This window comes from Lentzea sp. NPDC059081 (genome assembly GCF_042738015.1).
Lineage (GTDB): Bacteria > Actinomycetota > Actinomycetes > Mycobacteriales > Pseudonocardiaceae > Lentzea.
On record NZ_JBHYGW010000009.1, the window covers coordinates 93,761 to 113,723 of the forward strand.

Annotated in this window: 22 protein-coding genes; 10 read left to right on the top strand and 12 right to left on the bottom strand. The window is 70.2% G+C overall.

Features of this window, described 5'->3' with window-relative positions; genetic code table 11:
* Positions 1–27: 27 nt before the first annotated feature.
* The 3 genes from ACFWV3_RS21535 to ACFWV3_RS21545 all read right to left on the bottom strand — a co-directional run bounded on the left by ACFWV3_RS21535 (position 28) and on the right by ACFWV3_RS21545 (position 4,024).
* A complete protein-coding gene (locus tag ACFWV3_RS21535) occupies positions 28–423 on the bottom strand; it encodes an ester cyclase (RefSeq protein WP_382413185.1) in 396 nt (131 codons plus the stop codon).
* A gap of 11 nt (positions 424–434) precedes the next feature.
* On the bottom strand, positions 435–1,658 hold the full coding sequence (locus tag ACFWV3_RS21540; RefSeq protein ID WP_382413186.1) for an FAD-dependent monooxygenase: 1,224 nt from the start codon (positions 1,656–1,658) through the stop codon (positions 435–437).
* Positions 1,659–1,861: 203 nt separating this feature from the next.
* Positions 1,862–4,024, bottom strand: a complete 2,163-nt coding sequence (locus ACFWV3_RS21545) for an ATP-binding protein (protein WP_382413187.1) — start codon at positions 4,022–4,024, stop codon at positions 1,862–1,864.
* A gap of 370 nt (positions 4,025–4,394) precedes the next feature.
* Between ACFWV3_RS21545 and ACFWV3_RS21550 the strand changes: the two genes are divergently transcribed.
* The 3 genes from ACFWV3_RS21550 to ACFWV3_RS21560 are packed head-to-tail and all read left to right on the top strand — an operon-like array spanning position 4,395 to position 6,723.
* On the top strand, positions 4,395–4,553 hold the full coding sequence (locus ACFWV3_RS21550) for a hypothetical protein (RefSeq protein ID WP_382413188.1): 159 nt from the start codon (positions 4,395–4,397) through the stop codon (positions 4,551–4,553).
* On the top strand, positions 4,550–5,170 hold the full coding sequence (locus ACFWV3_RS21555; protein WP_382413189.1) for an RNA polymerase sigma factor: 621 nt from the start codon (positions 4,550–4,552) through the stop codon (positions 5,168–5,170). Before ACFWV3_RS21550 ends, ACFWV3_RS21555 begins: the two co-directional genes overlap by 4 nt.
* Positions 5,167–6,723, top strand: coding sequence for a hypothetical protein (locus ACFWV3_RS21560; RefSeq protein ID WP_382413190.1), 1,557 nt, complete (start codon positions 5,167–5,169; stop codon positions 6,721–6,723). Before ACFWV3_RS21555 ends, ACFWV3_RS21560 begins: the two co-directional genes overlap by 4 nt.
* Here ACFWV3_RS21560 and ACFWV3_RS21565 read toward each other — a convergent pair.
* Both ACFWV3_RS21565 and ACFWV3_RS21570 read right to left on the bottom strand, forming a co-directional pair.
* Complete coding sequence (locus tag ACFWV3_RS21565) at positions 6,713–7,819, bottom strand: Gfo/Idh/MocA family protein (RefSeq protein WP_382413191.1); 1,107 nt, start codon at positions 7,817–7,819, stop codon at positions 6,713–6,715. The genes ACFWV3_RS21560 and ACFWV3_RS21565 overlap by 11 nt on opposite strands.
* Entirely contained in the window at positions 7,789–8,571 is a 783-nt protein-coding gene (locus tag ACFWV3_RS21570; RefSeq protein ID WP_382413192.1) for a ThuA domain-containing protein, read from the bottom strand. The genes ACFWV3_RS21565 and ACFWV3_RS21570 overlap by 31 nt, the downstream gene beginning before the upstream one ends.
* Positions 8,572–8,704: 133 nt before the next feature.
* On the opposite strand from ACFWV3_RS21570, the gene ACFWV3_RS21575 reads away from it, so the two are divergent.
* Positions 8,705–9,115, top strand: a complete 411-nt coding sequence (locus ACFWV3_RS21575; protein ID WP_382413193.1) for a Dabb family protein — start codon at positions 8,705–8,707, stop codon at positions 9,113–9,115.
* Positions 9,116–9,155: 40 nt separating this feature from the next.
* Here the strand turns inward: ACFWV3_RS21575 and ACFWV3_RS21580 are convergent, their stop codons facing one another.
* Positions 9,156–9,842, bottom strand: a complete 687-nt coding sequence (locus ACFWV3_RS21580) for an SDR family NAD(P)-dependent oxidoreductase (RefSeq protein ID WP_382413194.1) — start codon at positions 9,840–9,842, stop codon at positions 9,156–9,158.
* Complete coding sequence (locus ACFWV3_RS21585) at positions 9,839–10,255, bottom strand: ester cyclase (RefSeq protein WP_382413195.1); 417 nt, start codon at positions 10,253–10,255, stop codon at positions 9,839–9,841. The genes ACFWV3_RS21580 and ACFWV3_RS21585 overlap by 4 nt, the downstream gene beginning before the upstream one ends.
* A gap of 109 nt (positions 10,256–10,364) precedes the next feature.
* Between ACFWV3_RS21585 and ACFWV3_RS21590 the strand changes: the two genes are divergently transcribed.
* On the top strand, positions 10,365–10,973 hold the full coding sequence (locus ACFWV3_RS21590; RefSeq protein ID WP_382413196.1) for a TetR/AcrR family transcriptional regulator: 609 nt from the start codon (positions 10,365–10,367) through the stop codon (positions 10,971–10,973).
* A 16-nt stretch (positions 10,974–10,989) separates the two neighbouring features.
* Here ACFWV3_RS21590 and ACFWV3_RS21595 read toward each other — a convergent pair whose 3' ends face one another.
* The 3 genes from ACFWV3_RS21595 to ACFWV3_RS21605 are packed head-to-tail and all read right to left on the bottom strand — an operon-like array spanning position 10,990 to position 13,253.
* On the bottom strand, positions 10,990–11,805 hold the full coding sequence (locus ACFWV3_RS21595) for a hypothetical protein (protein WP_382413197.1): 816 nt from the start codon (positions 11,803–11,805) through the stop codon (positions 10,990–10,992).
* Entirely contained in the window at positions 11,802–12,287 is a 486-nt protein-coding gene (locus ACFWV3_RS21600) for a DUF6301 family protein (protein ID WP_382413198.1), read from the bottom strand. Before ACFWV3_RS21600 ends, ACFWV3_RS21595 begins: the two co-directional genes overlap by 4 nt.
* A gap of 12 nt (positions 12,288–12,299) precedes the next feature.
* Entirely contained in the window at positions 12,300–13,253 is a 954-nt protein-coding gene (locus ACFWV3_RS21605; RefSeq protein WP_382413199.1) for a helix-turn-helix transcriptional regulator, read from the bottom strand.
* A gap of 111 nt (positions 13,254–13,364) precedes the next feature.
* Here ACFWV3_RS21605 and ACFWV3_RS21610 point away from each other — a divergent pair, with 111 nt between their 5' ends.
* The 5 genes from ACFWV3_RS21610 (at position 13,365) to ACFWV3_RS21630 (ending at position 16,287) form a co-directional block, all read left to right on the top strand.
* On the top strand, positions 13,365–14,045 hold the full coding sequence (locus tag ACFWV3_RS21610; RefSeq protein ID WP_382413200.1) for an alpha/beta fold hydrolase: 681 nt from the start codon (positions 13,365–13,367) through the stop codon (positions 14,043–14,045).
* 137 nt (positions 14,046–14,182) lie between these two features.
* Positions 14,183–14,932, top strand: coding sequence for a glycoside hydrolase (locus tag ACFWV3_RS21615; protein ID WP_382413201.1), 750 nt, complete (start codon positions 14,183–14,185; stop codon positions 14,930–14,932).
* Positions 14,933–15,018: 86 nt separating this feature from the next.
* The gene (locus tag ACFWV3_RS21620) at positions 15,019–15,474 is read left to right on the top strand and encodes a hypothetical protein (protein ID WP_382413202.1); all 456 of its coding nucleotides are present in this window, start codon (positions 15,019–15,021) and stop codon (positions 15,472–15,474) included.
* Positions 15,471–15,986, top strand: coding sequence for a hypothetical protein (locus ACFWV3_RS21625; protein ID WP_382413203.1), 516 nt, complete (start codon positions 15,471–15,473; stop codon positions 15,984–15,986). The genes ACFWV3_RS21620 and ACFWV3_RS21625 overlap by 4 nt, the downstream gene beginning before the upstream one ends.
* Entirely contained in the window at positions 15,973–16,287 is a 315-nt protein-coding gene (locus ACFWV3_RS21630; protein WP_382413204.1) for a winged helix-turn-helix domain-containing protein, read from the top strand. The genes ACFWV3_RS21625 and ACFWV3_RS21630 overlap by 14 nt, the downstream gene beginning before the upstream one ends.
* A 63-nt stretch (positions 16,288–16,350) precedes the next feature.
* Here ACFWV3_RS21630 and ACFWV3_RS21635 read toward each other — a convergent pair whose 3' ends face one another.
* Both ACFWV3_RS21635 and ACFWV3_RS21640 read right to left on the bottom strand, forming a co-directional pair.
* Complete coding sequence (locus tag ACFWV3_RS21635) at positions 16,351–17,628, bottom strand: glycosyltransferase (protein ID WP_382413205.1); 1,278 nt, start codon at positions 17,626–17,628, stop codon at positions 16,351–16,353.
* Positions 17,625–19,889: a glycoside hydrolase domain-containing protein gene (locus ACFWV3_RS21640; protein ID WP_382413206.1), complete on the bottom strand. Its 2,265-nt coding sequence runs from the start codon at positions 19,887–19,889 to the stop codon at positions 17,625–17,627. The genes ACFWV3_RS21635 and ACFWV3_RS21640 overlap by 4 nt, the downstream gene beginning before the upstream one ends.
* Between the last annotated feature and the right edge of the window lie 74 nt (positions 19,890–19,963).

Genomic DNA, 19,963 nt, shown 5'->3' on the forward strand with positions numbered 1-19,963 from the left:
GCCGTCGTGCCGGGAAGGCACGACGGCTCATCGGTTCCGGCTCAGCTGAGCGCGGATCGCGTCCAGGTCGACGAGGGACCAGACGCGCTCGATCCTGCCTTCCCGGTAGCAGTAGAAGACGTGCTCGGCGAACGAGATCTTCTCCTCGGCGGGCGGCATTCCCCGGAAGGACCGCGGCGTGCAGTCGAACTCGATCCGGCACGCCACGTCGTCCCCCGCGATGACCAGCAGGCCGATCTCGTAGCGCAGATCCGGGATCTCGGCGGCGTCCTGGCGCAGCAGGTCCTGGAACTCGGCCAGGCCCAGCCGCCGGTCGTTGTGGACCACGGGATCGTGCACGAACCGCCCGAGGTCGTCGAACCTCCGCTCGTTCAGGCAGTCGAGGTAGCCGCGGTACCGCGCTTCGATCGAGTCGTCGCCCATGCCGTCCGACCCTACGCGAACGGCCGTCGTGGACCGCGTCGGTGCGACAGCCCGGCGGCGCGCCCGTGTTCATCGGCGTTCTTGTTGACCCGCAACGGGTTTCGAGGACCCACCACCGCACTTTCGGCGACGGCGAAGGCGTCGTAGTCGTAGAGCCAGCCGAGCTCCGGCGGCTGTTCCGACCCCGTCATCCCTCCCGCGAACAACGCGTCGTTCCGCCGGGCCTGCAGCTGGACCCGCTGGGTGCGAGCCCCACGGCTTTTCTCGTACACCGACAGGGTTTCCGCGATGTCGTCCAGGTCGTTCGACCGACAGGAGCCGAGGAGCACGGCGAGCACCGCCGCGTCCTCCAACGCCTGGTTGGCGCCCTGCCCGGTGTGCGGGAGCATCGGGTGCGCGGCATCGCCGAGCAGCACCACCCGCCCCTGGGACCAGCCCTCGATCGGGTCGCGGTCGGACAGCGAGTACAGGCTGACCCGCTCGACCCTGCGGACCACCGCGGTCGCCTCGTCGCTCCAGCCTTCGAACGCCCCGCGCAGGTCCCGTGCGAGCGCATCGGACGTCCTGGCACCCGGTTCTTCGCCGGACGCCGGGACGAAACCGGCGACGACGAGCGAGTCTCCGCCGACCGGGTAGGCCAGGAGGTGCCGGTCGCCGCCCAGCCACGCGGTCTGGGTGCGCGTCAGCTCCGGGCCGAGGCCTTCGACCGAGGCGAACCCCCGCAGTGCGACGCGGGAGGAGACGCGGAGCCGCGCAGGAACACCGAGTTGGCGGCGCACAACGGAACGCAGACCGTCGGACCCGATCACGACGTCCGCTTCGACGCTGGAACCATCGGCGAACACAGCGCCGGCTCGGTGGTCGTCGCCTTCGACAGCCACGCAGTCGTGACCGTGGTGCACGGATCCCGCGGGAAGTGCCCCGCTGAGCACGGAGACGAGATCCGCCCGACGGACGCCCAGCACCCCGGACCGCCCCAGGTCGTACTCCGCCAGGCGACGCCCTCCGGCATCCCGGAGCTGCATCGACGGGATTCGCGCGCCGAGCCGTCTGAGCGCCGGCCCGACACCGAGGGAGTCGAGCACCCGCATCCCGTTGCCCGCCAGACCCAGTCCGTCTCCCGCCGCGGCGGTGCCGGTGGTCCGGTCGTGCACGCTGACCTCGACGCCCCGGCGGTGCAGCGCCAGCGCCAAGGTCAGACCTCCTACCCCGGCACCGACCACCGCGACACGCATTCCCGATTCCTTTCGGTTGTGCCACCGAACGCGTGATGCGCATCATCTACCGGAATGCTGATGGCGAAGAGCGCAACCCGCCACGGTTCCCGTCGTACCGCTCTCCGAGCACAGTGGACGGACGACACCCTGCCACGTCCGGGATTCCCCTTCGTTCTACCCCTTCCGCGACCACTCCGCCAGCCGCCGTCTCACAGGCCACATCAACCGGGCCAGTCACGAAGTCGTCGTTCGAGAGAATCTGCGTCGGTGCCGCGTTCCTGTTCGTTGAACAAACGCAGAGCTTCCTCCCAAACGACGCGAGCTTGTTCGCGCTGTCCGAGGTCGACGTGCACATGACCGATGGTCTCGAGCGTCGTCGCCAACTGATGAACGTGGGCGTGCGCGCGGTACAGGCCGATGGCCTCGTTGTAGTTCTGAAGGGCCAGCTCGTACTCGCCTGTGCGGTGGGCGATGAACGCAAGGCTGTCCAACGTCGCTGCCTCGCCATCGCGGTTGCGGTGCTCGCGGTGCAACGCGAGTGCGGCACGGCAGTGGTCGCGAGCCGTCTCGAAGTCGCCGGCGCACGCGGCGTACCACCCTGCCGTGTTGAGCGCCTCGGCCTCCCACTCGGGCCGGTTGAGGGTCCGTCCCAGCTCGAGCGCGCGTTGGGCGTGTTCCAGCGCCTGCTGGTTGTCTCCCCGCCTGGCCCAGGCGAACGCCAGAGACCGATGCGTGTGCGTTTGCTCGACGACGTCGTGGTCGTTCACAGCGATCTCGAGCGCCTGGTGAAGGTGCGCGGTGACCTCTTCGTGCCGTCCGGCCAAGGAGTAGGCGTTGCCGAGGAGCCGATGCGTACGACTGAGGATGGCGGCATCGGGCAGGTGTGCCGCGGCTTCCAGCGCTGCCTGCCACGTTGCGAGCGCGCCTCGCACGTGTCGTCGTTGAAGGTGGAAACTGTGCAGCGCCCACGCCATGTGCCAGACGACGTCATGGCGGCCAAGTGTCGAAGCAGCGCGTTGCGCGGCGATCAGGGTGGCGTGCTCGGCCGTCAGCCACTCCAACGCGGCGACATCGCCGGTGAAGGTGGATGGACGGACGCCGGCCGCAGGGGGTTCAAGGGGCAGAACCGGCTTGTGAGCGTCCACGAGCCGATCAGCGGCGAGTGCGGTGTGCAGGTAGAAGTCGGTCACCCTCGTCAAGGCGGCCTCGAGGACACCGTGGGGAAGTTCTTCCGCGATGGTGGCCGCATGGTCACGGAGCAGGTCGTGCATCCCGTACCGGCCATCGGAGCGGATCTCCACCAGCGACGCCTCTTCGAGAGCCGCCAAGGTCCTGCGTGCGAGTACCGACGACAACCCGGTGAGGGCAGCGACCGCAGGCAGGGCGGTGCCGGGACCAGGCGCACTGCCCAGCAGGGCGTAAAGGCTGCGCTGATCCGCGCTGAGATGGCGCAAGGACCACGACAGGACGGCGCCCAGACTGGCGGCGGGTTCTCCGCCGTCGAGAGCGTCGAAGCGGGTGGCTGCCTCGCGAAGTTCGCCCGCGAAGATCACCAACGCGCGCCGGGGGCTCATTCGCGCGCGTGCGGCGACCACCGCCAAGGCGAGCGGAAACCCGGCGCACACGGCCAGCATGGTGTTCACCGCGTCTGGTTCGGCGGCCATCCGCTCCTCGCCCAGCGCGGCGGCGAACACCGTGCGGGATTCCGCCTCGTCGAGAACGTCGAGGTGAACCGGACTGGCTGAGTGCGCCGCGACCAAACCGCCCAGTCGTCGTCTGCTCGTCACCAGCGCGGCACAGCCCGGGTCGCCGGGCAGAAGTGGCACGACCTGCTCGGCGGATGCGGCGTTGTCCAGGACCACCAAGATCCGCCTGCCGGCGAGAAGGCTGCGGTACAGAGCGGCCTGGGCGTGGAGGTCCACGGGGATGCGCGCGGGTTCGACACCGAGGGCGTCGAGGAAGCCGCGCATCGCGATCGCGGGGTCCATCGGTTCCCCGTTGGGCGAGAACCCTCTGAGGTCGACGAACAACTGCCCGTCGGGAAAGCGGTGCCGATGCTCGTGGGACCAGTGCAACGCCAGCCACGTCTTGCCGATACCGCCTGCTCCCGACAGTGCGAACACGGCACCGGTGGACGACGCCTCGTCCATGGCGGTGCCCAGTCCGGCAAGGGCCTCCTGACGACCGACGAAGCCGGCTGGGGCGGCCGGCAACTGTCGCGGGACCGGCCTCGGCTCCACAGGGTGGTGGTGAACCGCGATGGCACCCACCTGGAGCACGGTGCCCGAGACGACGGAGTCCGACACCGTGTTCCGCAGGTCGTCACCGGCTTGGGGTTCCCTCGTCCCCGGCTCGTCACCGACGCCTTCGCCGCTGGTCGTCAACCGCCGCCACCTCTTCTTGCACCACGTGGAGCCAAACAGTACGAGCCGGTCTCCACGTGCCCGAAGTACAACCACTCGCTTGGCCCAACCCGCGACACAGCTCGCACCGAGCCGCCCATCACCCGATGCGGTCGTTCTCCACGCACACGGGCTCCCTCGCTCGACTCGGCACCGTTTCGTGTCGAGGGGCGCTGGAGCGAGTTGTCACATATCGGCGGCTTCGCCGGTACAGGTCAGCAGGAAGGAGACCACCGTGGTCGGCCGCGGCGCGGACGAGAGCGGGTTCGAGTGGGCGTTGGTCCGGCATACCGGCGTCACCGGACTCGTCGAGACGATCGTGGATCGTCGTTCTCGGACCAGAAGGACCCGAATGCGTGGCAAGACCATCGCCGACGTCGCCAAGGCGTTCGCACGGTCCGGTGCGACAGGTGAGGTCGCCGTGGTCGAGGGCGACGGAGTCCACTGGACCATGACGGTCCTGCCCAGTCCTCCGGCGATCGGCAGTTCGAAGGAGGACTCGGACGCGTGAACCTGCCTCGGAACACCGACAGCGAGGATCGGCTCACCGCGCTGCTGAGCGCGGTCTGGCCCGAGATCGAGTCATACACGCATCGGCGTCTGCCCACCGAAGCCGAAGTGGCCGAGGAGCTCTTGCAGGAAGCCGCGGCGGACCTGTTCCAGTTGTGGGAAGAGCGCGGCGAGGTGCCACGTGAGCGGGCCGTCGCGATCCTCAAGCAGTCCGTCAAACGCGACATCGCCGACCACCGGCGCAAGCAGGGCCGCCGCCGCACCAGTCCCGTGGCGGCCGACGACGAGGTGCTGCTCGACCACCTGGACCAGAACCGCGATCCCGAACACGAGATCCTGGCCCTGTTGTCCGACATCGACGACAAGCGCCATGTACGTGCTCTGCTCGGCACGCTCGAGGAGGGGCAACGGGCCGCGATCGTCGCCGTCTACATCGACGGTGCCACTCAGCAGCAGGCTTCCGCTGAGCTCGGGATCGGCGTGCGAGCACTGCAAGTTCGGCTGCGCAAGGCGCTGACGGCTCTGCGGCGCCACGCTGCCAGCCTCCGCGGCGACGCGGCGGGGCCCGCACCGCAGTCCGGCTCGTCTGCCCACCAGGCATGGGAGATTCCACGATGAAGGGCATCAACCCCGGCACCGCGGTCGTCGGGCCGGACCTCGCGGCGATCAGGGCACGGGCCTCCTCACGCAGCCAGGAGGAGCGCATCGCTCGCCAGGCACGTCTGGACGCGCACGCTGTCGGCCTGGCGGCGATGACGCTCGGTGAGGAGTACTTGTCCCGTGGCGAGTTGGACATCGCCCGAGGCTGGTACGAGATCGCGGCGACGCATGACGCACTGGATGCACGTGCACGGCTGGCCACCGTCGCTGTGCTCACGGACGCGATGAATGATCCCGAACTCGTCCGGACCGCGGAAGGCACCGATCTCGCCGATGCCGGCGCGGATGTGGCTGGTGAGCGCGAGGATGCCGTCGAGCAGCTCCTCGATGTCGCGGACATCGTTCGTCGTGCGAACCAGCACGCCGAGCAGGTACTGGTCGCGGCCAGGCAACGCGCCGAGACCATAGTGGCCAAAGCTCACGCCGAAGCCGCGACGGTCACCACTCCTTCAGCGAAGTTGTGGACTCCCGACTTCGTCGACGCACACGCCTACCTGCCCTTCGAGATCGAGCCGGCGACCGTCACCGATCTTGTCCGGCCTACGCGGATGTCGTTGCGAGGATGGCTGGACCGGCGGCGCCGCTCGGACGAGCCGCATCTCGACCAGCCTCAGCACAGCGCACTCCGTCATGCGGGGTGGTTCAGTGCGGTGGCTTTCTTCCCTGTGCCGATCCACCTGAACTTGTGGACCGCGCACTCGGCGGTCGACGTGCGGGCCGACGCCGGAAAACGGGACTCTCACGGTCAAGCGCGCACGACCACGACCGCAGAGAAGCTCAGGAGCGTGGCGCCGGTGCCCAAGACCTCACAACAGGTCACTGCCGCCATTCCACAGCAATGCGTGTTGTTCGGTGTCGATGTCATCAACTCGGCCAAGCTTCCCGGACACCAGATGCGCGCCATCCCCGACACGATCTCGAAGCTGGTCGGCGCCGCGCTGACGCAGAGCGGGATCGAGCCGGACGACGTTCTCTCCACCGAGTCGCTGGGTGACAGCGCGTTGATGGTGCTGTCGAGCGGCCGGCTCGGCGCCGCCCTCGACGCCGCGGTGCTCCTCGACCGGCTGACGATCGACCACAACCGCTGGTGCAAGCCGGAGGTGAGGTTGCGCGTGGCCGTACACCTCGGCCAGGTCGGTGACGATGTGGACTTCCCCAGGGCGCGCATGACCCACGCTCGGCTGCTGGACGCATCGGAGTTCAAGGACCTGCTGGAACGTTGCCGTGAGGAAGGCGAGGAGGACGCCACGAGCACCGCGCTGATCGTCTCCTCCGAAGCTCTGGAGACCGCGTTCAGCGAAGACCACACAGGAGTGGCACGGCGCGGAGACTTCGCTCCGCTTCCTGTGTCGAGCCGGAAGTTCCGGCACGACGCGTGGGTTCGCGTGCCGGGCATCGATCCACTCGACCTGGCCAGGTTCGTCGAACCTGCGCCTACTGCTGAATCTGCCGAACGTGTGCGGAAGACGGACCACGGGGAGGTTCACTGCCTCACAGACCTCAACGGCTGAGGAACCACTCGTCCACTGGTGTGAGCGGCACCGGCGACGGCCGCTCCACCGCAGTCGTCAGCTCGATGCGCCGGCCTTCCCCGGCCGAACGGAGCACGGCGGTCATCGTCTCCAGGACGTGCAGCGCGAGCTCACCGCCGGCGCGCGGGGTCCGATGCTCGTCCGCGGTGACCAAGTCGAGGAGGCCGCTCCCCCGCCCTGCGCCCGTGTAGCCCGCGCTGGTGGGAAGTGGTTGCCATGCGGTGCCGTCGAGCGGGAACAGGCGGGACTCGCCGTCGAAGTGGTTCGGGTCCGGGACGGAGAGCGTGCCGGACTCGCCGTGCACCTCGATCGGCGCGGCGGTGGTGGCCACGCCGTCGAAGCTGGTCGTGATGGTCGAAAGCGCGCCGTTGGCGTGTTCGAGCACGCCGGAGACGTGGGTGTCGACCTCGACCGGGATTCGCCGGCCTTCTCGCGGACCGGAACCGATGACGCGGTCGGTGCGCAGGCGGCTGGCCGCGCCGACCACCGCGCGCACCGGGCCGAGCAGGTGGATCAGCGCGGAGATGTAGTACGGCCCCATGTCCAGCAGCGGACCTCCGCCCGCGGTGTAGTAGAAGTCGGGGTTGGGGTGCCAGCGCTCGTGTCCCGGCGTGACCATCACGGCCGTCGCGGAGATCGGGCGTCCGATGAGGCCGCCGTCGATCGCCGCCCGCGCGGTCTGCGTGCCCGTGCCGAGAACGGTGTCCGGTGCGCAGCCGATCTGGACACCGGCCGCGGCGGCGCGGTCGATGACGGCCCGGCCGTCGGGGAACGTGACGGCGAGCGGTTTCTCGACGAAGACGTTCTTGCCGGCGTCGATCGCGCGGAGGGTGATCTCGGCGTGGGCCGCGGGGATCGTGAGGTTGAGGACCGTGTCGACGTCCGCTCCGCCGAGCAGTCGCTCGACGCTGACCGCCTCGGCGTCCGGGAGCTCGGCCGCGACGGCGGCCGCGCGGGCGGGGTCGAGGTCGGCGACCGCGGTGACGCGCACCGCGGGCTGGTCGCGCAGCGTCTCCAGGTACGCGCCGGAGATGAAGCCCAGGCCTACGATTCCGACGCGGTGCGGGTCGCCCACGACATCCCCCTCGTGATGACGGCTCGGACAGCGGGATGCGCCAGCACGTCCAGGCTGTGCCCCGGCGTCGTCACGACGATCTTCCCGGCGCCCCACCGGCGGGTCCAGATCGCCGGGCAGGTTACGGGCCGGTGCCACGGGTGCCACGGCCGGGTCGGGTGGGTCGTGGTGGCCAGCACGTCGACCAGGTCGTCGTGCAACACCCAGTACTGCTCGGTGGTGAGCTCGAAGTCCTCGACGCCCGCGGTGATCGGGTGCTCCCTGCCGAGCTCGGTGATGGTCACGGTGTACGGCAGGTAGTTGTCCTCCTGCCCGCCCTGGCGCTCGCACGGCTCCTTGCCCGGATGCGTGACGAACTGGCCGCCCACCAGGTGCAGGTAGTCCGACGACGCGCGGAACGAGTCCGCGATGCCGCCGTGCCAGCCGGTGAAGCCGGTGCCGGCCTCGACCGCCGCGCGCAGCCCGGCCAGCTCCTCTGCGGTGATCTCCGACATCGTCACGCACTGCACGACCAGGTCCGTCCGCGCCATCTCGGCGGCGTCGGCGTACACCTCGGTCGACTCCTCGACCCGCACCTCGTAGTCGTTCTGCTCCAGGAACGGGATGAACAACTCGGTGGCCTCGACCGGCCGGTGGCCTTCCCACCCACCGCGGACCACCAGCGCCTTCGGCCGTGCCACGCCCACCCCCTGGGGAACCGCCCGGTCACCGACCGGCTTGATCGGCACTCCGGACTGCACACTGCCGCCCACGCCGCCGATGGTCAAGAACGGGCCCGTTCGCACGTACCTAGGCCAGGGGGCCGACATCTAGGCAGTCACTGCTGATGCGACCGCATCCCGCGCCCCAGCACGATGGAGGTACTTGATCGACGAAGGAGTGACGATGATCTACCACGGCAACCGCATGAAGGTGAAAGAGGGCGTCGACGCCGGCCAGGTCGACAGCGCCCTGGAGGTGCTGCGCGAGCAGGGCACGGCGATCCCGTCGGTGAAGTGGTTCACGGTCGGCCGCGAGCACGGCGGCGAGTACGACTGGAGCGCCATCTTCGCCTTCGAGGACCTGGCCGGGTACGCCGAGTACCTCGCGCACCCGGCGCACCAGCGGACCCAGCGCAGCGGCCTGCCGCTGATGGAGAAGTTCGAGACCTTCGACATCAGCGACGACCTCGACCCCGGGCTCGGCGCGAAGATCTCCGACCTGCAGATGCGCCACTACGCCGCCGATCCCGAGCTCGTGAAGCTCGTGGAGGCACTGCCCGCCCACGTGGGCAGCAGCGCGGTGGCGCACGACTGATCCCGTGCGGATCACACCTGCGTCCCGGCGGACCTCCGTTTTACCAGGGCAAAAGGCCGTTCTCGTCCTGCAGGGTCCCGGTCGGGCCGTCCACCCCGATGGTCGCCAGGCGCACGACCACGGCGGCGCTCTCCTCCACCGGTCGTCCGATGCCGAACGCCGCGGTCATGTCCGTGGCCGTCGTGCCGGGTTCCAGCGCGTTGAACTTGATGCCCTCGTGGGCTTTGGCGTACTGGACGGTGAGCATGGTCGCCGCCGCCTTGGACGCCGAGTAGAGCGCGAGCGGCATGGCGTGCTCCGGGCGGTCGGGGTTGGTCACGACCCCGAACGACCCCAGGCTGCTCGAGACGTTCACCACGACCGGGTTCGAGGACCTGCGGAGCAGGGGCAGCGCGGCCTCCGTGACCCGCACGATCCCGACCGCGTTGACGTCGAACGCGCGCAGGGCGGCAGGACCGTCGAGTGCGTCGTCGGCGAGCACGCCCGCGTTGTTGACCAGGACGTCGAGCTGTCCCTCCTCGGCGTCGATCGTCGCCAGCGCACCGGCGACCGAGGTGTCGTCGGTGACGTCGAGCTGCACGAAGCGCGCGCCGAGATCCGCGGCGGCCTTCTCACCCCGTTCGGCGTCGCGCGCTCCGATGTAGACGGTGTGCCCCAGTGCCAGGAGCTGGCGGGCCGTCGCGAAACCGATGCCCTTGTTGGCCCCGGTGATCAAGGTGGTGGTCATGACTCGGTCCCCTCGGTGGATGTGGTGGTCAGCTGCCGGCGGAGCTCGCCGGCGTCGTGCAGGGCGGTCATGTGCACGAACCGCCCGTCGCGGATCTGGTAGATCGCGTACTCGGTGATCTCGAACGCGGCTCCGGAGGCCGGCACGCCGAGCCAGTCCCGGACGGGGGTGCCCGTGTTGACCAGGCGGGCGGCCAGCCGGTCGCCGTCGAAGAGCAGCTCCTGGAGCTCCCAGTGCAGGTCCGGCACCGCGTCGACATCGGCCCGCTGCACGGCGAGCAGGTCGTCGCGGGTGGCCGGCTCGCCGTTCAAGGTGGTGCGGTCGGCGATGAACCCCTCCATCCGGTCGAACCGGTGGGCGTTGAGCTCACCGAGATAGCGCAGGTAGAACCCGCGCAGCTCCTCGTCGGACATCTCGTGCCCCTTCTTCGCGCGCCGGTCGGCCGATTTTTGAAACGATCGATGCAGAATTGGACCGTAGCACGTTCTGCATCGATCGATTCAAAAGGCGTAGGCTGACGTGGTGGAGAAGACACGACGCCGTGCGACCGGCCGGCCGCGGGAGTTCGACGCGGACGAGGCACTCGACCGCGCCATGCTGGTCTTCTGGGAGCACGGCTACGAGGGCGCGAGCCTGGCGACCCTGACCGGGGCGATGGGCATCTCGACAGCCAGCATGTACGCGACCTTCGGCAACAAGGAACAGCTGTTCCGCCAAGCACTGCAGCGCTACGACGACGGCCCCAGCGCGTACGTCGTCGCGGCCCTCGCCGCGCCCACCGCCCTCGACGTCGCCAGGGCACTGCTGGCCGGCTCCATCAGCACCACCACCGGGCCGGACCGGCCGCGCGGATGCCTTGGCGTGCAAGGAGCACTGGCCACGGGTGAGGCGGGTCGCGAGATCCGGACGCTCCTCGACGACTGGCGCAACAGCGGGCACACCCGCATCCACGAACGGTTCCGGCGGGCCGTCGACGAGGGCGACCTCCCCCAGGGCACGGACCCGGAGCTGCTCGCCCGCTACGTGCACACCCTGCAGGCAGGCATCGCCGTGCAGGCGGCCGGTGGGGTCAGCGCCGGCGACCTCCGCAAGCTGGCCGACGCCGCGTTGCGCACCTGGCCCGTCGCCTGACCAGACGCGGGACGGTTCAGCCGAGCCCCAGCACGGCGAACTCCACCGCGGTCGCCTCCGAGCCCATCGGCTGAACCCACGCGCGGTAGGTCAGCTCGTCCGGGCTGATGAGTCCGTAGGCGCCGCGCAACGCCGCGGTGCAGTACTCCGCCAGCAGCAGGAACTCGGCGGTGAGCGCGGGTCGCCGCAGCTCGTGCGTCCAGTTCGGTTGCGTGACCTCCGGTGCGGTCCAGTCGAACCTGCGGAGCTGGAACTCGTCCGCGTCCGGCACGACCTCCGTCCCCGGTGCCTCCGCGTAGAGCCGGTCGGGCGCGCCGGCGAACTGGACGTACCGCCTCGGGTCCGCCTTCGCGTGGACGATGAGGAAGACGCCGTCGGTCACGTCGCGGAACGCGTCCGAGAGGCGTTCGGTGAACCGGTTCCAGTCGTGGGCGATCTTCCACGGCATCGGGACCGGGGTGACCGTGGTCGTGAACCGCAGCTCCGGGTCGTCGGACGCGACCAGCTTCTGCCACGGGCTGCGGTGGTCGGTCCGCTCGAACCCCTCGGTGAACGCCTCCCGGTCGCGCGCGGTCAGCCAGTAGCCGCCCGTGGTGTTCCCGCTGACCTCGACGGACAGGCCGCGGTAGGTGCCGGGGTTCGCCACGTCGTAGCAGTCGAGCACGTCGGTGTGCGTGATCGGCCGCACGAAGTGGCGGCGCCCCTTCGGGGTGAACGACTCGTCGACCGCGTGGTCCGACGAGATCCACCACTTCCCCGCCTGGTGCCCCAGCCGGTACTCGACGTCGTGGTACCGGACGAACCGCCCGGTCGCGCGCAGGTCGTCCTTCACCGGCGTCCGGCCCTCCGGTCGAGCTCGACGCCCTGAGGGGTCTCGAACCTCGCGCTGAGGCTCTTCAGCGCGTGGTTGAACGAGATCCGCGCACCGGACGCCGTGTCCCAGGTCGCGGACGACGTGCCCGCGAAGTCGCGCATCGACGGCGTGCCCCAGCGCGTCTCGGCCTCGCGCACCATCAGTGCGAAGGCGTCGCCGAGGAACCGCCTCGACTCCACCGAGACCTCGCGGATCGTGTCCGCGACGTCGAGCCTGATGTACGACAGGTCGCCCCGGGAGCCGATGGTCGACACGTCCGCGACGGTGAACCCGGACACCGTGTTCATGAGGTACGAGACGCCTTTCTCGACCTCGACCGTCCACCCGAACCACTCGACGGCCCGCTGCTGCGCCTGATCACGCGTGAGCGGCCACGGCTCGGACTCCCAGAACTCCATGAGGTCACACGCCTCGGCGGGCGTCATCGCCTTCCAGCTCACCTCGTGATCGTCTCATGCCAACGCCGCCGCGAAGCGCGCCGCGACCGCCGCGACGGCGGCGCGCAGCTCCTCGCCGCCCTCGACGCGGAAGGCGAAAGGCATGGCCGCCAGCCACTCCTGCGCGTACATCGCCGGGTTGTTGGTGCTGCCGACGAGAACGCACCCGTCGCCTTCCGGTTCCAGGCGTCCCATGGGAGGCCGGACCCAGGGCGCCACCTCGTCGAGCGGGGCGTCGAAGACGACGCGGGTGGGGTACGGCCAGCCGGTGCCCAGGTGCCGTTCGAGCGCCGCGACCGGGTCGAGGTCGTGGGGCGGCTCGAACTCGTGCGGGGTCTGGCCGACCGTGCGGACCCGGTCGATCCGGTACGTGCGGACGGCGTCCGACCGGTGCGAGTGGCACAGCAGGTACCAGCGCCCGTGGCGGACCACGACCGCCCACGGGTCCACTTCGGACTTCCACGCGCTGCCGGACTCGCTCCGGTAGGCGATCGACACGCGGCGCCTGGCCGCGACGGCGGTGACGAGCGCGCTGGTGATGGCGGGATCGGGGCGGGCCGAGTGCCGGTCCGGTGCGGCCCTGGCGTGCTCGTGCAACGCGGCGGCCTGCCGGCCGACGTTCTCGGGCAGCGCCTGGACGACCTTGCCGAGCGCCGTGCCGACCGGGTCCTCGGTCCCGCTGGCGGCGGGCCGTCCGTCGAGCACCGCCATGACGAGGCCCAGTCCCTCGGCCTGGGTGAACACGATCGGGGGCAGCCGGGTGCCGCGCCGCAGCCGGTACCCGCCGTGCGGGCCCCGGCTCGACTCCACCTGGATGCCCGCCTCGCGCAGGATCGCGACGTAGCGGCGGGCGGCGCGGTCCGTGACGCCCAGCCGCGCGGCGAGCTCGTCGGCGGTCGTGCCGGGACGAGCCTGGAGGATCTCCAGGGTGCGCAGTGCCCTGGCGGTGGGACTGATGTCGCTCGCCACCCCTGGCACGCTAGGCGATCTTCTTCTGATCCGGAAGCAGATCGTCCGGAACTGGCTCTAGCGTGACGCCATCGCGGCGACCGTGCCGCGCGGACGAGGAGAAACCTGATCGTGGACATCCTGCTCATCGCCGGCCTGTGGCTCGACGGATCCGCCTGGGACGAGGTCGCGGCCGAGCTCCGGTCGCTCGGCCACCGCCCCGTGCCGCTGACCCTGCCCGGCCAGGGCGACGGATCTTCCTCCGCCACGCTCGACGACCAGGTGGCGACCGTGCTCGCCGCGGTGGACGCGGCCTCCGGCAAGGCCGTCGTGGCCGGGCACTCCGCCGCCTGCTCGCTGGCTTGGCTGGCCGCGGACGCCCGGCCGGACGTGGTCTCCGCGGTCGTCCTCATCGGCGGTTTCCCCACCTCCGACGGGAGGGCCTACGCCGACTTCTTCGAGATCGAGGACGGCGTCATGCCGTTCCCCGGCTGGACGCCGTTCGAGGGCCCGGACTCGGCCGACCTCGACGAGGACGCCCGGCGCGCGTTCGCCGCCGCCGCGATCCCCGTTCCCGAGGGCGTGGCCACCGGCATCGTGCGGCTGACCGACGAACGGCGCTTCGGGGTCCCGGTCGTCGTGGTCTGCCCCGAGTTCACCCCCGACCAGGCCAAGGGGTGGATCGACGCGGGCGACGTGCCCGAGCTCGCGAAGGCGGAGCACCTGGAGTTCGTCGACATCGACTCCGGTCACTGGCCCATGCACACCAGGCCGGCCGAGCTCGCCCGGCTCATCGCGGCCGCCGCGCACTGATCGTCCACTGTGGAGCAGTCCACGGAGGACGGAGTCGATTCGAAGCGGATTCGACGGTTTCGCGCCTCGCGACCTGCCCCACCGCCGGCATCTCGGTACGTTGGGAGCGCTCCCAGATCCCTGTCATAGGAGTCTCCATGCGAAGGACCATCCGTGCCGCCGCTGCCGCCGGCCTGCTGGTCGCGAGCACCTTCCTCGCGACCGCGGGCACGGCCCAGGCCGACGTGACCATCTGCGACCAGTACGGCTCCACCACCATCCAGGGCCGCTACGTGGTCCAGAACAACCGGTGGGGCACGTCGGCGCAGCAGTGCATCAACGCCACGTCGTCCGGCTTCCAGATCACCACCCAGCAGGGCTCGTCCCCGACCAACGGCGCGCCGGTGTCGTACCCGTCGGTGTTCCTCGGCTGCCACTACGGCAACTGCTCCCCCGGCTCCACCCTGCCGATGCAGGTCAGCCGGATCCGCAGCGCCACGTCGTCGATCAACTACCGGTACGCGGGCGGCACCTACAACGCCTCGTACGACATCTGGCTCGACCCCACGGCCAAGACCAACGGCGTGAACCAGATGGAGATCATGATCTGGTTCACCCGCCAGGGCTCGATCCAGCCGATCGGCAGCGCGGTCGGCAACGCCACCGTCGGCGGGCGCACGTGGCAGGTGTGGCGGGGCAGCAACGGCTCCAACAACGTCATCTCCTACCTCGCGCCGTCGGCGATCAGCTCGTGGTCGTTCAACGTCCTCGACTTCGTCAACGACGTGCGGGCCCGCGGCGCGATCACCAACTCGTGGTACCTGACCAGCGTCCAGGCCGGGTTCGAACCGTGGAACGGCGGCGCCGGTCTGGCGGTCGACAACTTCTCGGCGTCCGTGAGCGGCTGAGCCGTCCAGCCCCCGAGGGTCACTTGCCTGAGTGGAAAGTGTGAGTTACTTTCTACTCAGGCAAGTACTTTCCCAAGGAGGATGAGATGGCCACCACCCACGTCGGACCAACGCAGACTCCGCAGGTCGAGGGCCTGCCCGTCTGGTACTTCGGGCTCGCCGGGGCACTCGTCGCGAGCTACGACATCAGCCAGCAGTTCGGCTCCACCCACCCGGTCGTCGCGGCCCTGCCCCTGGTGCTCGCCGTGGCGCACATCGCCCTCTGGTTCACGGTGCTCTCGCGCCGCCGGGAGTTCATCCGCGCGGTGTGGCGCTCGAAGCAGGCCCGGCTGCTCGCCGTGCTGCTGTCCGCCGTCCGGCTGGGGCTCCAGCTGCTGCTGACCAAGGTCCTCGACGAGTCGACGGCCCTGCACAGCTACGCGCACCTCGTGATGGGTCTCGTGCTCTTGGTCCTCACCTCGGTGGGCGCGTGGTTTGACCAGTGGCTGATCTTGCGCACCCTCAACAGGACCGAGGACAAGACGGAGGCGCGCTCACGATGACCGTACCCACGCCGGAAGAGGCCGCGGCCGCACTGCGCACGGTGCGCCAGGGCAAGGAACAGGTGATCCGGTCGGCTGCCGGGTCGCGGTGGCTGTGGATCGGCAGCGGGCTGGCCCTGTTCGCCTACTGCGCGGCGATCGACCTCGTCCCCGCCGTGCGGGACTGGCTCCTCTGGCCGTTCCTGCTCGTCTGCCTCGGGCTGTCGTTCGCCCTGCGCACGCGGTCCGGCGGCACCCTCCTCGGCCGTTCCGTCGGGGTCTCGAACCGCAGCCTGTCCGTCGGCCTCGGGTGGCGGCTGCTGCGCATGGTGCCCGTGCTCGCTATCGGGATCGTCGGCGCGCTGCTGATCGCGTTGCTGCACGTGCCGCACGGCGGCATCTACTATGGTGCGCTGGCCGGGCTCTACGTCATGTTCCTCGGTCCGCGCTTCCAGTTGTGGTTGCTGCGCAGGCAGAACGAGGGCAGGCAAAACAAGGGCAGGCAGGACGAGGTGAGCGGTGGCCGAGCTTGACCAGCTCCTGCTGGACCCGACGAGGCTGGCCATCGTCTCGCTGCTGACCGCGGCGGAGTGGGCCGAGTTCGGGTTCGTCCGGGACTCGGTGGGGCTCTCCGACTCCGCACTGTCCAAACAGGTCACGACGCTGACGAAGAGCGACTACGTCGAGGTCCGCAAGGGCTACGTCAACAAGCGGCCGCGGACCTGGCTCAACCTCACCGGCTCCGGCCGGGCTGCGCTGAGCGGACACATCTCGGCCCTGCAGGCGATCGCGGAGAAAGCCCGCGCCCACGGGGCAGAACGCTCCCTCGGCTGACCCGCACCCCGCCGGGGCTCGTCCGGTCAGCGCTCATCCGGTCAGCGCTCATCCGGTCAGGGCTCATCCCGTCAGGGCGATTGCCGGGTCGGACGTGGCGAAGAGGTCGTCGAACACCCGCACCCGGTCGAAGGACAGGGCGTACTCGCGGGCCCGGTCCGCCATGACCTCCCGTTCCTCCACCGACATGTCGAGCACCACCCGGTCGATCGCGGCGGCGATCTGGCCGGCGTCGCCCGCCTCGACGACGACGGCCGTCCCGCCCACCGCCTCACCGACGCCGCCGGTGGTGGTCGTGATCACCGGTCCGCCGCCCGCGAGCATCTTCTCGGTCAGCGCGATGCCGAAGGTCTCGACGAACTCCGGTTCGGGCTTGGTCGGCAGCGCGTACGCGGCGCAGCCGTTCATCAGCAGCGGCTTCTCCTCGTCCTCCACGTCGGTGAGGAAGAGGACCCGGTCGTCGTGCCGGGTGAGCGCACGGAGGTGCTCCAGCTCGGGACCGTTGCCGGCGATCACGAGCTTCACCCCCGCCCGCGCGCGGCAGCGGGCGAACGCGTCCACCAGGTCGTAGATGCCCTTGGCGCGGGTCACCCTGGACAGGAACAGCACGTACCCGTCGCGGTCCAGGCCGCGGCGCTTCAGGGCCGCGTCCACGAGCGCCGGGTCGAGGTCGAGGTAGGCCGCGGTGTCGACCGGCGGGTAGCTGACCGAGATCCGGCGCGCGCACTGGCGGGCGAACCGGGTGCCGCAGTGCGCGTCGACGGCCTCCGCGCAGGCGATGATCTCCTGCTTGGTGTACTCCGACACCGCGATCACCTCGTCGTTGGCGAGGAACCGGGTGAACAGGACCACGGCGGCCCCGAACCGGCCCTCGCGCAGGCACGAGCGGATCACGTTGGTGACGTCCGAGCCGACCGCCTTCGCGATGGTGTGGACGTCGGGCGCGTACCCGGCCGCACGGGCGGCGTCCACGGCGTCGCGCACCACGGCGTCGTGCGGAGCGAGGTACATCGACACGCACGTGGTCGGGACCTTCTCGGCGAGCAGCTCGACCAGGCGTCCCGTCAGCCCGGCCACGTACCGGCCGTCGGGCACCCGGTAGTCGCCGACCGGCTCCGGCCGTTCCACAGTGATGCCCTCGCTGTAGGGCAGGATCCCGTCCAGCGGCTTGAGCGGCAGGCCCGCGGCCTGCAGCACGGGAATCGGCCACGTCAGCAGCCGGACGTCGTCGAAGCCGCGGGTGAGCGCGACCTCGGCCAGGTTGCGGGCTTCTCCGGAGTGACCGCAGATGACCGGGTCGGCCCTGACCACGATGACGAGACGGCGGTTCGGCCTGCTCATGTGCGAGCCCCCTTTCCGAGCGGGTCGGACACCGACGGTGGCAGGATCTTGCGTCCCCATTCCGAGGGCTGCGGCCCCAGTTCGAGCAGCAGCCGGCCGCCGGCGTGGACGTCGGACGCGCGCAGGTGCGCCGCGTCCAGCGGTCTGCCGTTGAGCCGGGCGGACTGCACGTACTGCGGCGGCGGGTCTTCTTCCAGCCCGTCGGAGCTGATGGACGTCTCGCGGTGGCCCCGCGTCTCGATGACGAAGTCGCGGTCCCCGAGGTGCAGGGTGGCGTGGCTGAACGCGGGAGCGTTGACCAGGAACAGGTTCTGCCCGGCGACCGGGAACAGCCCCAGCGAGGCCCAGACGTACCACGAGCTCAGGCCGCCCGAGTCGTCGTTGCCCGGCAGGCCGCCGCGTCCGGTGCCGAACTGCCAGGTCAGCGCCGCGTGCACGATCTCGGCGGTGCGGTCCGGCCTGGCCGCGTAGTGGTAGGACCACGGCGCTTCCATGTCCGGCTCGTTGTTCAGGCCCTCGAACCGGTTCAGCAGGTAGCCGGCCGCCATCTCCGCCGGGTCGGGCCGCTTGCCGGGTTGCACCACCCGCCGGGCGCCGAAGCCGAAGAACGCGTCGAGCATGCTCACGAACGCCTCGTTCCCGCCGACCATGGCGATCCTCGCGGCCATGTCGTGCAGCAGCCGGAACGAGTAGTTCCACTTGCCGCCCTCGTAGAACGACGAGTCGAGGAGCAGGCCGGTGGCGGGGTCGAACGCGTTGGACCACAGGCGGCTGCGCGCGTCGAGGTCGTCGGCGAGCTGGACGTCGTTCAGGCTCCTGGCGACGCCGGCGGTGCAGTGGGCGGCGTAGGCGAGGTCGAGCGTGTGCGAGATCGGGTGCACGACGCCGTGCTCGTAGAAGTCCTCGCCGTACATCCGGCGCAGGTCGTCGTACATGTGCACGAGCGCCCAGGTCCAGTCCAGGTCGCCGAGGCCGAGCGCGTGCACGTCGGCCAGCGCGGTGTGGACGAGCGCGCTCGCCTGCCGGAAGAACCTGTCGGCGCCGCGGGCCATCCGGTAGCCGATCGGGAAGTTGCCCTCCTCCTCGCAGACCCGGATCAGCGACTCCAGGAGGTCGACCGCCCGGTCGGGGAAGAGCGCCATGAGCAGCGGCAGCTGGGTCTTGTAGATGTCCCACATCGTGCAGATGTCGAACACGAACGGCCCGGACGACGGCCAGAACGGGCTCTCGTCGTCCGCGAAGCACGGCTTGATCAGCGAGTGGTACAGGGCGGTCGCGAAGACCTGCCGCCTCGCGGGCGACCCGCCCTCGACCTCGACCCGGCCCACGTGGTCGCGCCACCGGTCCTCGGTCTGCGCCCGGACGACGTCGAACGAGGCCGTCCTGTCCCCGCACTCGCGGTACAGGTTCTCCCTGGCCTGGTCGCAGCCGCGCAGCGAGAACCCGATCTGGATCTCGACGGCCTGTCCCGCGGTGGTGGGGCCCATGTAGAGCATCCCGAACGGGCGCAACGTGGTCTGCCGGATGCGGTCGAAGTCGAGCCGCGTGCCACCCTCGATCAGCCGGCGGTCGTGCCACAGCATCTGCCGCCAGCCGGGGCTGTCGACCCTGATGTACACCGACAGCGGCACGCCCTCGACGACGACCGTGCCCTGGGCGCGACCGTTGCCGAGGCTTTCCACGTGCGCGCGCAGCGGCACCGTGCGGCCGAGGTCGATGGCGAGGCCGCCGCAGGACAGGTCGACGACGACGCGCGCGCTGCGGTGCTCCGGGAAGACGTACCGGTGCACGGCGACCTTGGCGCCGACGGTGACCTCGCAGCGGATGCCGGAGTCGAGGGTGGCCGCGTAGTACCCGGCCTGGGCGGTCTCGTCGTGCAGCGGCCAGGCCTCGCCGAGGACGTCCAGCGGCTGCACCATCGGGGTCACCCGCACGTAGTTGTAGTACTTGCGGATCGCCCCGGTGCCGGACTGCTGGAAGTGGGTGAACCCGGAGGCCTGCAGCCGGTCGAACAGCTCCTCCGGCTGGCCCTCGGTGTTCTTCTTGTAGAGGCCGTACCCGGTCGGGTAGGCGCCGGAGTACGCGCAGGCGGACACCATGCCCAGCGGGGACGTCGCGCCGGGGTGGGTGTTGCCGACCTGCGCTTTCGGCCACCACCACGAGGCCGCCAGCCCTTGCGCCGCGGGCAAGGAGGTGGCAGCCGTTCCGATGAATGGATCAATGTCGTCGAATATGACGCGACAGTAGGTGACGGCGGGCACCGCGTTGGTTTCAACGACATGAACAAGTGACGGCAGGACGGGCGAACCGGCGGGTGCGATCGGCGCACCCGCCG